Source organism: Lysinibacillus sphaericus OT4b.31 (assembly GCF_000392615.1).
GTDB classification, from domain to species: domain Bacteria; phylum Bacillota; class Bacilli; order Bacillales_A; family Planococcaceae; genus Lysinibacillus; species Lysinibacillus sphaericus_B.
In genome coordinates, this window is the sequence record NZ_KB933398.1 from 17,074 (window position 1) to 31,865 (window position 14,792).

14 protein-coding genes, 1 tRNA gene, 1 other RNA gene and 1 pseudogene are annotated in these 14,792 nt (G+C 38.0%); 12 read left to right on the forward strand and 5 right to left on the reverse strand.

All coding sequences use genetic code 11. From position 1 onward, the window contains the following. The first annotated feature begins 49 nt into the window (after positions 1–49). From H131_RS00080 to H131_RS26015, 3 genes and pseudogenes are all read left to right on the forward strand, one after another. Positions 50–580, forward strand: a complete 531-nt coding sequence (locus H131_RS00080) for an LOG family protein (RefSeq protein WP_010856993.1) — start codon at positions 50–52, stop codon at positions 578–580. Between the two features lie 497 nt (positions 581–1,077). Next, positions 1,078–1,452: pseudogene (locus H131_RS26010) on the forward strand (PAS domain-containing protein); the annotation flags it as partial. Between the two features lie 42 nt (positions 1,453–1,494). Then, on the forward strand, positions 1,495–1,986 hold the full coding sequence (locus tag H131_RS26015; RefSeq protein WP_419185153.1) for a methyl-accepting chemotaxis protein: 492 nt from the start codon (positions 1,495–1,497) through the stop codon (positions 1,984–1,986). Positions 1,987–2,021: 35 nt separating this feature from the next. On the opposite strand, the gene H131_RS00090 is transcribed toward H131_RS26015, so the two are convergent. Further along, complete coding sequence (locus H131_RS00090; protein WP_036130847.1) at positions 2,022–3,437, reverse strand: MDR family MFS transporter; 1,416 nt, start codon at positions 3,435–3,437, stop codon at positions 2,022–2,024. Between the two features lie 188 nt (positions 3,438–3,625). On the opposite strand from H131_RS00090, the gene H131_RS00095 reads away from it, so the two are divergent. Next, entirely contained in the window at positions 3,626–4,246 is a 621-nt protein-coding gene (locus H131_RS00095; RefSeq protein ID WP_010856996.1) for an RraA family protein, read from the forward strand. Between the two features lie 49 nt (positions 4,247–4,295). On the opposite strand, the gene H131_RS00100 is transcribed toward H131_RS00095, so the two are convergent. The 4 genes from H131_RS00100 to H131_RS00115 form a co-directional block, all read right to left on the reverse strand. Beyond that, positions 4,296–5,570 carry a cation:dicarboxylate symporter family transporter gene (locus H131_RS00100; protein ID WP_010856997.1) on the reverse strand — a complete coding sequence of 425 codons (1,275 nt, stop codon included), beginning with the start codon at positions 5,568–5,570 and terminating at the stop codon, positions 4,296–4,298. A 91-nt stretch (positions 5,571–5,661) separates the two neighbouring features. Beyond that, on the reverse strand, positions 5,662–6,540 hold the full coding sequence (locus H131_RS00105; RefSeq protein ID WP_010856998.1) for a response regulator: 879 nt from the start codon (positions 6,538–6,540) through the stop codon (positions 5,662–5,664). After that, complete coding sequence (locus tag H131_RS00110) at positions 6,541–7,809, reverse strand: ATP-binding protein (protein WP_010856999.1); 1,269 nt, start codon at positions 7,807–7,809, stop codon at positions 6,541–6,543. 146 nt (positions 7,810–7,955) lie between these two features. Beyond that, positions 7,956–8,048, reverse strand: a tRNA-Ser gene (locus tag H131_RS00115). A 190-nt stretch (positions 8,049–8,238) separates the two neighbouring features. On the opposite strand from H131_RS00115, the gene ffs reads away from it, so the two are divergent. The 8 genes from ffs to tmk all read left to right on the forward strand — a co-directional run bounded on the left by ffs (position 8,239) and on the right by tmk (position 14,772). Beyond that, positions 8,239–8,506, forward strand: an RNA gene (gene ffs, locus H131_RS23350) — signal recognition particle sRNA large type. Between the two features lie 144 nt (positions 8,507–8,650). Continuing rightward, positions 8,651–10,435 carry a DNA polymerase III subunit gamma/tau gene (gene dnaX, locus H131_RS00120; RefSeq protein ID WP_010857000.1) on the forward strand — a complete coding sequence of 595 codons (1,785 nt, stop codon included), beginning with the start codon at positions 8,651–8,653 and terminating at the stop codon, positions 10,433–10,435. A gap of 21 nt (positions 10,436–10,456) precedes the next feature. Then, positions 10,457–10,771: a YbaB/EbfC family nucleoid-associated protein gene (locus H131_RS00125; RefSeq protein ID WP_010857001.1), complete on the forward strand. Its 315-nt coding sequence runs from the start codon at positions 10,457–10,459 to the stop codon at positions 10,769–10,771. A gap of 12 nt (positions 10,772–10,783) precedes the next feature. Beyond that, positions 10,784–11,380: a recombination mediator RecR gene (gene recR / locus H131_RS00130; protein ID WP_010857002.1), complete on the forward strand. Its 597-nt coding sequence runs from the start codon at positions 10,784–10,786 to the stop codon at positions 11,378–11,380. A 13-nt stretch (positions 11,381–11,393) separates the two neighbouring features. Continuing rightward, a complete protein-coding gene (locus tag H131_RS00135; protein ID WP_010857003.1) occupies positions 11,394–11,609 on the forward strand; it encodes a YaaL family protein in 216 nt (71 codons plus the stop codon). Between the two features lie 71 nt (positions 11,610–11,680). Continuing rightward, positions 11,681–11,953, forward strand: coding sequence for a pro-sigmaK processing inhibitor BofA family protein (locus H131_RS00140; RefSeq protein ID WP_010857004.1), 273 nt, complete (start codon positions 11,681–11,683; stop codon positions 11,951–11,953). A gap of 747 nt (positions 11,954–12,700) precedes the next feature. Then, a complete protein-coding gene (locus tag H131_RS00150) occupies positions 12,701–14,125 on the forward strand; it encodes an aminotransferase class I/II-fold pyridoxal phosphate-dependent enzyme (RefSeq protein ID WP_010857005.1) in 1,425 nt (474 codons plus the stop codon). A gap of 17 nt (positions 14,126–14,142) precedes the next feature. Beyond that, on the forward strand, positions 14,143–14,772 hold the full coding sequence (gene tmk, locus H131_RS00155; protein ID WP_010857006.1) for a dTMP kinase: 630 nt from the start codon (positions 14,143–14,145) through the stop codon (positions 14,770–14,772). The last annotated feature ends 20 nt before the right edge of the window (positions 14,773–14,792 follow it).

The following is a 14,792-nucleotide window of genomic DNA, read 5'->3' on the forward strand; positions in this document are numbered from 1 at the left end:
CAATATGAAGCCTATTGTTATCACGTCTTTTGCAATAGGAGGAATGATTATGAGAATAGCGGTATATTGCGGCTCTGGGTTAGGCGTAAACCCAATTTATGCAGAGAAAGCAGAGGAGTTAGGTACGGTTTTGGCGGAAAATGGACATGGTGTTGTGTATGGGGGTTCAAAAACAGGGTTAATGGGAAAAGTGGCAGATGCGGTGTTAACAGCAGGTGGAGAAGTGATTGGAGTAATGCCTACACATTTACAAAAAAGAGAAGTCGCTCATGCTTCTTTGACAGAAATCCATTTTGTAGAGTCTATGCACATCCGTAAGGCAAAAATGGTGGAACTAGCTGGTGCTTTCATCGCTTTGCCGGGTGGAGGGGGTACAATGGATGAATATTTTGAAGTGTTTACATGGGCGCAAATTGGGCTACATGAAAAACCAGTTATTTTATATAATGTAAATGGGTTTTATGATGCGCTGCTGCAACATTTTACTAGAATGTTAGAGGAAGGCTTTATCCGTACTGAACAAAAATCACTCATTCGTGTAGCCACGACACCGGAAGAAGTTTTAGAAATTATTAAGTAGACATGGGCAAATACTGCGGATGTCAGATTGATGACAAAAGGTATTCGGTATGCGAGCATTCCGAATACCTTTTAAAATTAATAGGCTAGATTCTTCAAATTTGTCATCCTATCCATTTTCACACGTATACTAGTTGATTGGAGCGTAGGCGGGAGACATCTGCGGGAATAGCATGAGCAAAAGGCCCCCGCAGGAGCGTAGCGTAGAGAAGACTGAAGTCATGACCGCCATAGCGGAAAGCAACGGGTTCATATAGGTAATTCTATATTTATATAGAAAAAGATTGTAAACAAACTCAATCTTTGCGTTTGCCTACAGTCTGAGGGTTACGAAATGCATAGCCTTTCCGAACCCTTTTGTCTTAAAGTTGTAAAATAATTATACAAGCTAATTATGTATGGCGTGCGTAATTAGATTATAATGTAAATAATGAACATAAAAAATGGTAAATAAAGGAATTATTGTTCCAGCTAAAAGGAATGATTAAGGTGGATTTCATGCAAAAAATAGACACACTAGTAACAGATGATTTAGTGGTTCAGGCAATCGAACGAAATGTGGCCATTATCCGCTTTGATATGAATCGGAAAGTTGCCTATGTGAATGAGATATTTGCAAAAACGATGGGCTATACAGTAAATGAAATGATAGGAAAGAGTCATAACGAATTTTGTTTCCCTAAATTTGTAAATAGCCCGATTTATGAAAATTTTTGGCGTAACTTAGCGGCAGGAAGAAACTTTCAGGATAAAATCGAAAGAATGGATGTACATGGAAAGAGCGTTTGGCTTGAGGCTACCTACATGCCTGTGTTTGCGAATAATTCAAGAAAAGTAATAGGCGTATCAAAAATCGCCACGAATATTACAGAACGTCAAAATACTATTATTAATGTAGCAGACAACCTAAAGAAAATGTCCACCCAACTCCATAGTCGTTCAGAGGCGGGCATAAAAAATAGTGAGGGTTTGTTAGACACAATACAAGAAGTGTCACAAGAATATAAGGAGAACGTGAGAAATCTTTCACAGTTGCAAAGTCAGGCTGAATCGATTACAGGTATAGTTAAAACTATACAAGACATTGCTTCCCAAACAAATTTACTGGCATTAAATGCAGCTATTGAAGCAGCAAGAGCAGGCGAATATGGAAGAGGTTTTGATGTTGTCGCTAAAGAGGTTAGAAAACTTTCAGTGAGGGTTGAGCAATCCATCTTAGAAGTGAAAGATAATGTTGAGGGCATAATACGTGAAATTGGGCAGGTCACAGAAAGTATTACACGCATAGCTGAAAAGGTTGAGAAAACAAACGCACAGATTAATGTGGCTTCTAGTGACTTCGTTGAAATTGCTTCTGCAGCGGAAGCATTGGATGAACGTTCAAAACAATTTACAGAATTAATTTAAAAGAAGCATGTGGCAACTTAGCCACATGCTTCAACTTATTTTTCTTCTTGTACATGTTTCATAAAGAATGATAATACAAGCGCAATAATGGCAAGTACTAATGCAAAAGTTAGAGCATGTTGTACACCGATAATTGAACCCGAATAGGTACTATCAGCAGATGTTCCATTTACTTTAACAAAATTAGCTGTACTAATTGACATAATTGTAATGGATACTGCTGTCCCGATAGCCCCTGCAACCTGCTGTAGTGTGTTCATAAATGCAGTTCCATCTGGATACAAATGACGAGGAAGTTGATTTAAACCATTCGTTTGAGCAGGCATACTTGCTAGTGAAATACCGACAAACATCAGGATATGAAAGACTACGATAAAGTATACAGATGTTTCAGCATCAATTGTACGTAAGGCAAACAGTGCAACAATTTCTAACAACAAACCGACCGGCACCATAATACGTGGACCAAAGCGATCAAAAATATGACCTGATGCCACAGCCATAAAGGCATTGATAACACCGCCAGGAAGTAGAGAAAGACCAGCTATCATTGGCGCAAGAAGTAAAATATTTTGCAAATAGATTGGGAGTAATACCATCGTTGCTAAGATAGTCATATGCACGAGAATGACCATCATAATGCCAATATTGTACATTGGAAATGAAAAAACTTTTAAATTAAGCATAGGTTGTTCCATTTTTAATTGGCGCAAACAGAAAAGTATAATCCCAATAATACCGATGCTGATAGCAATCATTACTTCAGCTGTCATGAATGTGCTGAGTTTACCAGAAATACTGAAGCCGTAGACTACTCCTCCAAAACCAATCGTTGAAAGGATGATTGATAATACATCAAATTTAACGGGTTGTACCTCGCTAACATTTTGAACAAATTTTAAGCCGAGTACAAACGAAATTATTAGGAATGGGACGCTTATCCAAAAGATATAATGCCATGAGAAATGCTCCATGACGAAACCTGCAATGGTTGGGCCAATTGCAGGTGCAAAAATAATGACTAAGCCAATTTTGCCCATTGCTGCCCCACGTTGGTTAATGGGATAAATCATTAGGACGACCTGCATCATGAGTGGCAAAATAATGGCGGCTCCTATAGCCTGAATAATTCGTCCAGTGAGTAATACTGTAAAGGTTGGTGCAATTGCTGAAACGACAGTACCGATAATTGCGAATAATAAAGATACAACAAACAAATGCCTCGTAGGAAAACGCTGCATAAGAAATCCTGATAAAGGTACCAATATACCTAGAGTTAGTAAATACCCAGTTGTTAGCCACTGAATAGTAGAAGCATCGGTGTTAAAATCTAGAATTAGTTGGGCAAAGGCCATATTAAGTGCTGTTTCATTAAATAAACCGATGAAGGCAGCGACTAGAAAAGCAGCGATAATTTGATTGCGTTGTTCATATAACTTTTGACTATCCATATAACCCTCTTTTTCTTTAGTTTTCATTACTCCTAACAGTAACATATACATATGATTTATTTCCAACTGTTTCCGTCACAATTATTGACTATAAAATAGAAGAGGATAAAAAAGACTAGTCAATGTGCTGGTGTTTTATTTACAATATTTGTGTAAGCCATTCATAATTCATAATAGGGGTGTTATGCATGACAAAAGTGGAAGTAAGTTTTAAACATTTACCGACGACAGCCATTTCTGATGCAACAGGGGGGCATACGAATTTACGCAGTGATATTAAGCCATTAGCAGATCATTTTAAAATTGCTGGGCGTGCCGTAACTGTTCGATTACCAGATGGGGAAAATGGTGCTGTGCTAGAAGCCACTCGGGCTGCTAACGCAGGCGATATTTTAGTGATTGATGCAAAGGGTAATATGAATCGTGCTGTGGCAGGGGACTTTGTAATTTCATTAGCGAAAGGTATGGGTATACAGGGCTTCGTGGTGGATGGTGTAATTCGTGATATTGAAGCTATTAGAAAGTTAAACTTTCCGGTGTTTTCTCTTGGAACAACGGTAGCGGCTGGCAATAAAAATGGTGGCGGTAAAGTAAATGTACCCATTGCTATTGGCGGCGTAACTGTTCAACCGGGTGATTATATTATTGGGGATGTAGATGGTGTTCTTGTTGTGCCACAGGTGGATGCGGAGCGTATCGTTGTGACCGCTGAGGCAAAAGTTGCAAAGGACGAAATACGAGCACAAGAAGCACACGTAAATGGCAAAGAATCAATTATTGCCTATTTAGATAAAGTGTTAGACAAATAAGAAAATCCTCACGATGCATTTATACATCGTGAGGATTTTCTTATTTAGACTATGCTAAATTTTCATTTTCTTTAAAGTAATTTTTCATTTTTTCTTTATCAAAACGGCCTTCCCATTTCGCCATTACTAACGATGCTAATGAGTTACCAATTACGTTAACAACTGTACGTCCCATATCAAGAATACGGTCAATACCCGCAATAAACGCTAAACCTTCAATTGGAATACCAACAGTACCTAACGTTGCAAGAAGTACAACGAATGAAACGCCTGGTACACCTGCAATCCCTTTAGACGTAACCATTAATACAAGCATTAATGTAATTTGTTCGCCGATGCTTAAGTGTATTCCATACATTTGTGCTATGAATAACGCAGCAATTGCTTGGTACAGTGTTGAACCATCTAGGTTAAAGGAATAACCTGTTGGAATAACAAAAGATACGATGTCTTTTGGTGCGCCTAGTTTCTCCATTTTCATCATGATTCGTGGTAATACAGCCTCTGAACTAGCTGTGGAGAACGCTAAAATTAACTCATCTTTTAATACTTTAATTAAATAGAAAATACTGATACCTGCTATTTTTGCCACAATGCCAAGAACAACAAAGATGAAAAATAACATCGTGCCATAAACGAGTATAGCAAGTTTGGCAAGAGGTATTAGGGAAGCAAATCCATATTTGGAAACGGTTACACCAATTAAACCAAATACCCCAATTGGAGCGAATTTCATCACGAGGTTCGTTACCCAGAACATAGCATCAGCTACACCTTGGAAGAAGCCTAAAACTGGCTTACCTCGGTCCCCGATGGCAGCAACACCCAGACCAAAGATAACGGAGAAGAAGATAATCGCAAGCATATCACCTTCAGCCATAGATTGGATAATATTTGTTGGTACAATACCTACAATAATATCGAAAGGTCCTTCATGTTGTACTTCCTCAGTTGTCGAAACGTATTTCGAGATATCTCCTTGAGAAAGCTCGTTCATATTCACACCAGCACCTGGCTGGAAAAGGTTCGCAGAAAGTAAACCGACAACAATTGCTACCGTTGTAATAACTTCAAAATAAATAAGTGATTTCCCGCCTAATCGCCCAAGTTGTTTCATGTCGCCTGTCCCAGCAACGCCAACGATTAATGTCGAAATAATAATCGGTACAACAATCATCTTAATCAGATGTAGAAAGATATCTCCTAGTGGTTGTAGATATTTTTCAATATTGGGGTTTCCGTAAAAGATACCGCCAACAATGATCCCTAAAGTCAAACCGATTAGAATTTGAGTGGCTAAACTGATCTTAAATTTCTTTTTCAAAATCTTCGTTCCTCCTAATATTAAAATTTTTAGGACACGCCTTACTTTAATAATACGGAGGACTTATAAAATCCGACAGAATCCGATAAAATTAATTTATTTTTGTTAAAATGTCTGAATATAACACTTGAATAAACTTCTTTATATTCACCTTTGCTTTTCGATTACCATGATCCTCTATTTGCTTCATAAGCTGACGAATCTCTTTTAAATCAAAGTATCGCGGTGCATAGTATTCGAATTCAGAGTTTGTGTAATCAACAACACCTAAATTGGCCAAATTAATCATTGCAGCTAAAATCGTACGACGCACACGCTGTTCAATGGCTTTACTTTCCTTCAATATTTCATCGGGAGTCGTTTTGGTGACAGCGGCTATTTCTTCATACAGCTCCTTTAACGGAGGAAGTGGTGCAATTTTATGCTGATGTGCTAGTAATGTTTCGATTATGGCAATGATATCCTCGCTGCCGATTTCACCAACAATGCCCATATCATTCAAAATTGATTGAATATGATCACGTGATGTCGCTTTATGATTTTTTTGCTCATTTATTTCTATACTAGTAAGGGATTGGCGAATAACTAGGAGCGAGTTCTTTAGTCGAAATTGTTCTGTTGTTTTACGTAAAACATTTTCGACCTCAATTTTGTTAATTGGTTTATGAATGAAGAAATCTATACCTTGTTCATACGCCTCACCAACCATCTCCTTATTCACTACTTGAGAAATCATAATAAATTGTCCCTCAAAGCGATTTTGAATTAGATGCTCTACCGTTGCAATACCATCTAGCTTTGGCATAAGTAAATCGATTAGCACAAACTCTGGTTGTGTCATTAATATTTGTGGTATGGCATCTTCACCATTGCGTGCTTCACCAATGACGGTACCTAAACCACTATCTTCAATAATTTGCTTTAACATGACACGACTTGCACGATCATCATCTACAATAAAATACCTCATTTAAGTCTCTCCTGTTTGAATAGTTTGCGTAGGAATTATAATTTTAAACATCGTTTCTTTATTATTAGATTCGACAGAAATTGTACCGTTTAATTTTGTTATTAGTGTGGTTACGTGTGAGAGCCCAATACCGGTTGCTGCTACACCTTCAATATTATATTTTGTAGTATAACCAGGCTCAAAAATAATAGAGAGATCATTTTGTGAAATGCCACTTCCATTATCACATACGGTTATTACAGTATCATCCTCTTGTTGCTGAATAGCAATAGAAATAATACCGTGTTCTTCAATTGCTTCTATGGCATTAGCTGTTAAATTATTTAATAGAGCAAGCAATGCAATATGCTCCTCCGTTTGAAAATCACTATCAAAACTAATTTTAAACTGTATATCTTTTCCTAGCAATTCACTATATTTACTATTACCTTCCTCTATATAATGCAATAATTCTGATAATCGAATGGAGCCATAGCTCTTTTCACCTACGATTTTTGAAATACCCGCATAAATGCGTTGTGAATCTTTCTTTACTTCATGAATTTCCTGGGCAATATGCAGCGCTTGTAAGCATTCCGCGCGATAGCCTTTAACTTTTAATTGGCGATATAAATCAAAGCCGCTTGCTGTAATTGTTTCAATATGATTCATTGATTTTTTTAGGTATAAGGTTTCTACATATAAATCAGAACCAATATTAAGCATTTCTTGTACGCGTTTTTTTTGTTCGGCAATTAAAATAGAACTATAGATGCCAACCACGAAAAAGCTCCGTAGCAAGGCAACGGCAACGAGTATGAGAAAGTCGTGTATAAATACAAAATTATACGAGTGCACAAGAAAACGTGCTAACTGTTCACCTAAATTACTAATGACTTCGCTAAAGGCAACAAGGAGTCCGAGCTTTAACGGTTTTTCTCGATATTGATGAATGTTTAATTGATGTAGGCATAATGCAAACAATAAGTAAAATATAGCTGCAGGCAGATGCATAAGAATACTTTCTATTATTGAAACATCTAATGTGTAGTAATAGTAATTAACTATAACTCGGAAAGAGGTAGTCACAATACTTGTAGCAATACCTGCTAAGATAATTGGTGTAGGTTTAATGAGAGTACATAAAAAGAAGATAATACTTCCTAATCCAAAGCGAAATGTTGTATCGTAGAACGGCAAAATTTTTATTTCACTACCGACCGCTGTAAATAAGGCTATCATTAAAACCCATGTGAGGGTTGCACGGGACATAATAACTTTCGTGTACATTTTCAAGCATCCTCCCTAATCTATATTAGTCGAGCGAGATATCTAATAAAAAAATACCACATCCTAAGTGGAAGTGGCATCTAGAAGTGTAAGTGCAATTTTAGGCAAAAAAAAACGGCTACATCATGTAGTCGGATTTTAAAAACTGGAGGAGGTAGAGGGATTCGAACCCCCGCGCGGTGTTACCCGCCTGTCGGTTTTCAAGACCGATCCCTTCAGCCAGACTTGGGTATACCTCCATAGTATATTGTTGCAATGTCTTATCGACAAAAACTAATTTATCATGTATTAGTTTTCACGTCAATACTTTTATCATTTTTTTTTAGATTTTCTAAAATTAATTTTTTATATGGCAGAGATATCAATAGAATATAAATAATTAGTGTAATTCGTTGCATTTTATGAAAACTGAAAGTATACTAGTTATTGCCGTGCTAGGTGGGAAGGTAGCGGTGTCCTGTAACTCGCAATCCGCTCTAGCGAGACTGAATTCCTTTTTTGAGGCTGTCCGTATTGTTTGGTCTGCCTTTTGCACGTAGTGTTGACGATTGGGTCCTGCGCAATGGATACCCATGAACTATGTCAGGTCCGGAAGGAAGCAGCATTAAGTGGTATTATTCATGTGCCGCGGGGTTGCCTAATCTGAGCTAACGACAAGAGTAACGCTTATGTGCGGCTGTCGAAAAAAGGTGCACGGCATTAAATTGCCAATTCAAACGCATTCGTCTATTGTAGGCGAATGCGTTTTTTCTATGTGAATAGTGACAATACGATTTTATTAATAATGCAGCCAATGCTATAATAGAGCTATCATATTTAAAAAGAAGAGGAGAGGAAATCATTGACGTATCAAGCATTTTATCGTGTGTATAGGCCACAATCATTTCGTGAGATGTCAGGTCAAGCGCATGTCAAAAGAACGCTACAAAATGCTCTCCTAGCAAATAAAACAACGCATGCGTATCTGTTTTCTGGTCCGCGTGGTACTGGGAAAACGAGTACGGCTAAAATTTTTGCGAAGGCATTAAACTGTGAGCGAGCCCCGTCAAGCGAGCCCTGTAATGACTGTGCAACTTGCTTAAGCATTACAGATGGTTCTCATCCAGACGTAATAGAATTTGATGCTGCATCCAATTCACGCGTTGAAGAAATACGTGACATTATTGAAAAAGTTCGTTTTGCTCCTGCTAGTAGCAGGTTTAAAGTGTATATCATTGATGAAGTGCATATGCTTTCAACAAGTGCCTTCAATGCACTTTTAAAAACTTTAGAAGAACCACCGTCGCATGCTGTTTTTATATTAGCAACGACAGAGCCGCATAAATTGCCAGCGACGATTATTTCGCGTTGTCAGCGCTTTGACTTTAAACGACTTTCGACGAACGATATTATTGAACGGATGAAGGTTGTATTAGAAGACATTGAGCTACCTTATGAAGAGCAAGGTTTAAAGGTTATTGCGCAATCTGCTGCTGGTGGCATGCGGGATGCTCTGAGTTTGTTAGACCAAGTCGTATCCTTCAGTGGTGATCTCTTGAAACTGGAAGATGCACTGCTTGTTACAGGATCGATTAGTCAGGAAGTTTTTTATGATTTGGCAGAGGCTTTAAAGGTGAAAGATGTCGCACAAATGCTTGCGTTATTAGAACAACTTATTGCCGATGGGAAAGACCCACTACGTCTGGCAGAGGATTTAATTACATTCTTCCGCGACTTACTGCTCCTGCAAACGAGTGAGGGGTTAGCGGAATTATTAGAGCTAGTATCGCCAGAGGAGCGAGTGTTTACTTTAGCACATGATTTTGCACCAGATTTGCTTTATGGCTATATTGACATCTTAGCGAAAACACAACAAGAAATGCGTTTCTCTCATCATACAAAAATTTATTTAGAAACAGCTTTGCTGAAAATGACACAGTTTTCAGGTGGAGTAGTTAATCAAGTGAACTCCTCAGGAGAAACAACGGTGAGTCCTGAGATAGCACAGAAAATAGTGGCGCTTGAGCAGACAGTCCAGCAATTATCAGCGCAATTGCAAAATGGGGTGCCGACACAAACTACGCCGACGCCTAAGGAGCAACGTCCACGTGCAAAAAGTCCAAATGGCTATAAGGCTCCGACTGGACGTATTCAAGAAATATTAAAGGATGCTACAAAGCAGGATGTGCACCGCGTTAAAGCCGTGTGGGCACAAGCATTAAACCAAATGCAAAAGTCTCAATCGGCTCTATTAGCAGAAGCTGAACCTGTTGCGGCATCTTCGAGTGCTTTTGTGTTAAAATTCAAGTATGATATTCATTGTCAAATGGTTGCTGATAATCATGCACTAAAAGCACACTTCACACAATTAATTGCAGGGCAAACTGGCACCATGTACGAAATGCTTTGCACGCCTGAAGAGACCTGGTTAAAGCTGCGTGAAGAATTCATTCGTGATCACGGCATGCATCAACAGAAAGCGCAGTCAGCTACTGATCATGATGTAGAGTTATTAGAACCACCACCGGCAGAGATGCCAGAAGAACCCTTTATCGATGATGCACAACCACTTGCATCACAGGATCCACTCGTGACGGAAGCGGAAAAGCTGTTCGGTAAAGATTTTGTTGAAATCGTTGAAGACTAATTACTTAGGAGGAATATGTTTATGCGTGGAATGGGAAATATGCAAGGTATGATGAAAAAAATGCAAAAAATGCAAAAAGAAATGATGGAAGCTCAAGAGGCTTTAAATGTTGAACAATTTGAAGGTACTGCTGGTGGCGGTATGGTTAAAGTAGCTGTAACAGGTCAGCGTGAAGTAGTTGAAGTGAACCTTGATGCATCAGTAGTAGATCCGGACGATATTGAAATGCTACAGGATTTAATCGTTGTTGCAACAAATGAAGCACTTAAAAAAGTAGATGAAAAAACAAATGCAACAATGGGTAAATTCACACAAGGCATGAACCTTCCGTTCTAGGAGGTGAAAAATATGTACTACCCAGAACCCATATCTAAACTAATCGATAGTTTTATGAAATTGCCAGGTATCGGGCCGAAAACCGCGGCTCGACTGGCGTTTTTTGTGTTAACGATGAAGGAAGAGGATGTATTGTCTTTCTCGAAGGCTTTAATTGATGCAAAGCGAAACTTAAGCTATTGTTCTGTCTGTGGCAATATTACCGATATAGATCCTTGCCATATTTGTACGGACAAACAACGTGATGTATCTGTTATTTGTGTCGTACAAGACACAAAAGATGTTATCGCAATGGAAAAAATGCGTGATTACAACGGTATGTACCATGTACTGCAGGGAGCTATTTCGCCAATGGATGGCATAGGCCCGGAAGATATCAATGTAGCGTCACTTTTAGTACGTTTGCAAGATGAAACAGTACAGGAGCTTATTCTAGCAACGAATTCTACAATTGAAGGCGAAGCGACAGCTATGTACATATCACGTCTAGTGAAACCATCTGGTATTCGTACAACACGTATTGCACACGGACTGCCGGTAGGTGGAGATTTAGAATATGCTGATGAAGTAACGTTATCGAAGGCAATGGAAGGCCGTCGAGAGTTATGAGTGAGGGATTGAGATGTTCTTCCGCAATAAAGGAAAGCTAAAAAAGGAATTTGATGAAAAACTTGTAGGTCTCATTAAAGAAACAAAAGAGGATTTGCAACAAGCAAAAATAATTGAAGAATTAGTAGATGATTATGATTTAGAAATCATCGCCCAACGAAAAGCAGCGGAGAGTATACATTATTATTTATTCAAAGAAGCCAGAATTCGACGAGTATTAATCAAATAATTGTTGGTAGAGTTATAGAAGCGAAGCAGAAATCATACACTTACATAATTATTATCGAAGGGGGCAAGTGTATGCCGTGGGTTGTAATTATGAGTATTGGTGTTCCTGTAGCGCTTCTATTTCTTTATATAGTAGGAAAGCACATTAAGTTAGGGAAAGTATTAGAAGGATTATCGGTTTTTTGGTTTCGATTCGCCTTTGCTTTTTTACTACTATTCATCATTCATTTAGCTGTTGGCTATAGTGGATACAATGTACCAATCAATCTATTTTCAGTTACTACAATTGCAGTATTAGGAATACCTGGGGTACTAGGAATTACTTTTTTAATCTATTTTTTATAAATCACTTGCAAAGAGAAAATATTATGGTATAGTAATAGGAGTCGTTAAGATAACTGTTGAAAACAACTTCATACAAAACAATTTAATTAAAAATAATTGTTGACATCAGGAAATTCGTTGTGGTATGATATAAGAGTTGCTGAAACAAATCGACAACAACATGAACCTTGAAAACTGAACAAGCAAAACGTAATCAATAAAGTTTTTAGTAGCGAACTTCGGTACGTGAACACGGAAGTTAAGCTCTTTAGCGCCGATGGTAGTTGGGGGCTTCCCCCTGTGAGAGTAGGACGTCGCTAGGCACATGTAAAAAGGTCAAAGAGAAATCTTTGGCCTTTTTTTATTTTAATTGAAATAGTAATGAGGAAGACTATTTTGTTTGGCACTAGAACGGAAAAAAGTGTTTGATTAAAGAATAATAGTATATCCATATTGTATTGGCATTGATTGAAGTTGTTAGGTGCTAGTCTATAAAGACATTAGAAAAGTTATTTTTAATGGAGTATAGTGGGGAATTTGAAGAAAATTATGAGATGCAAAATTTGAGAGAATTAAAGTCAATACTCTTGGCGTATTAAAAGCAAATGATAGACTCCGTCTAAGAAGTATAAGATGACAATAATGTCTACCCTTTATAATGAATCATATTGCGAGGAGGCGATCTTATCTATTTTGTAGGATCGCTTTTTTATCTAGCTAGAATCCCGTATAATTAAAGGACAATATAACGGAAATGGGTGTCTTGTTTTGCAAAAGAAAAAGCCAATTGTGGAAGGATTAGAACGTTTTCGACAACAACAAAATATATCTTTTCATGTGCCAGGTCATAAGCATGGTGAATTGTCTCATTTGCCGCAAGCTTTTAAAGATGTAATGCGTTATGACGTGACCGAATTATCAGGTCTAGATGATTTACATCATCCAGAGGAAATGATTTTAGAGGCAGAGGCTTTACTGGCTGAAACATATGGTGCGATGAAAAGTTTCTTTTTAGTAGGAGGCACAACTGTTGGGAACTTAGCAATGATTTATGCCACGTGCCGAAAAGGCGATAAAGTTATTGTACAACGTAATGCACACAAATCTATTTTCCATGCTATTGAGCTTGTTGGAGCAAAGCCTATATATGTTTCACCGCTTTGGGATGATCAAACATTAACAGCCACACATATTTTATTTAAAGACCTTAAAGAAGCAGTGGATAATTATCCAGAAGTGAAGGCAGTTGTTTTAACGTATCCTACTTATTATGGTATGGTTTCAAAAGAACTGCAGCAACAAATTGCCTATTGTCATGAAAAAAGGATACCTGTCTTGGTAGATGAAGCGCACGGAGCTCATTTTAGTGTTTGTGCATTATTTCAACCTTCTGCATTAACATATGGGGCAGATGTTGTAGTGCAATCTGCGCATAAAACATTACCTGCCATGACAATGGCAGCGTTTATGCATGTTAACTCACAATTAGTTGATGTTGATAAAATTAATCACTACTTACGTATGCTACAATCCAGCAGTCCGTCCTATTTATTGTTAGCATCTTTAGACGATGCACGCTATTATGTACAGACATATATGGAGAGTGATGGTGCATATATAATAGAGAAAAAAAATCAGTGGGTAGAAGCATTACGTGCCATTGGTTCGCTGCAGGTAATCGAAGTAGATGATCCTTTAAAGTTATTGCTTCGTGTGGATGGTTATAATGGTTTCCAATTACAAGAGGCATTAGAAGCTAAACATGTTTATGCGGAGCTAGCAGATGCTCATCAAGTGTTACTTGTATTACCACTTTTGAAGCTTGGACATATCTATCCATTTGCCGAGATACGTGTGCGTATTAAAGATGCTGTGACAGCGTTATTATGCACAGAAAAAAAAGAAATACTAACTGCTACGCAAACAGCGTATCATTTTATTGCCATTTCCGAACCTACTTACACGTTCGAGGAAATAGCCGATATGGATAAGGAATGGCTTCCGTATATGCGTGCAATGGGACGAACTGCTGCAAGTATGATTATACCTTATCCGCCGGGTATTCCATTATTAGTTCCAGGAGAAAAAATAACAGTGGCAAAGTTGAGTCAGCTTGAGGAGTTATTAGCAACTGGTGCAACTTTTCAAGGAAATCATCGCTTAGAAGAAAAAATGATCGAGGTCATGAAATAGTTGGAGGCAATAACAGTATGAAATGCAATTTATTTATAACATTTGAAGGGCCAGAAGGTGCTGGAAAAACAACAGTCATTCAAAAGATTACTGAGCGATTTGCAGAAAAAAATATAAATGTGTTAGCGACAAGAGAGCCGGGTGGCATTGAGATTGCTGAAAAAATTCGTACCATCATTTTAAACCCGGCACATACGGCGATGGATGAACGTACAGAGGCGTTATTATATGCAGCAGCGAGAAGTCAACATTATTTTGAAAAGGTACGACCAGCTTTAGATGCTGGTAAGATAGTTATTTGTGATCGCTTTATCGATTCATCTTTAGCTTATCAAGGATATGCACGTGGTATTGGTGTAAATGAGGTATTATCTATTAATGAGTTTGCCATTGGGAAGGAATTACCGGATATTACAATTTTATTTGACCTTGCACCAGAAGTTGGTTTAGCGCGTATTCATGCACATGATGAACGCGAAGTGAACCGTTTAGACGTTGAAAGCTTGGCCTTCCATGAGAAGGTTCGTGAAGGATATTTACAATTAGTTGAACGTTACCCTGAACGTATACGTGTTATCAACGCAGACCAAAATATTGAGCATGTTATTGAAGATGTATGGTCATTATTGACTGAAGCAATGCAGTAAAAGTGTGAAGTTGTCTACCG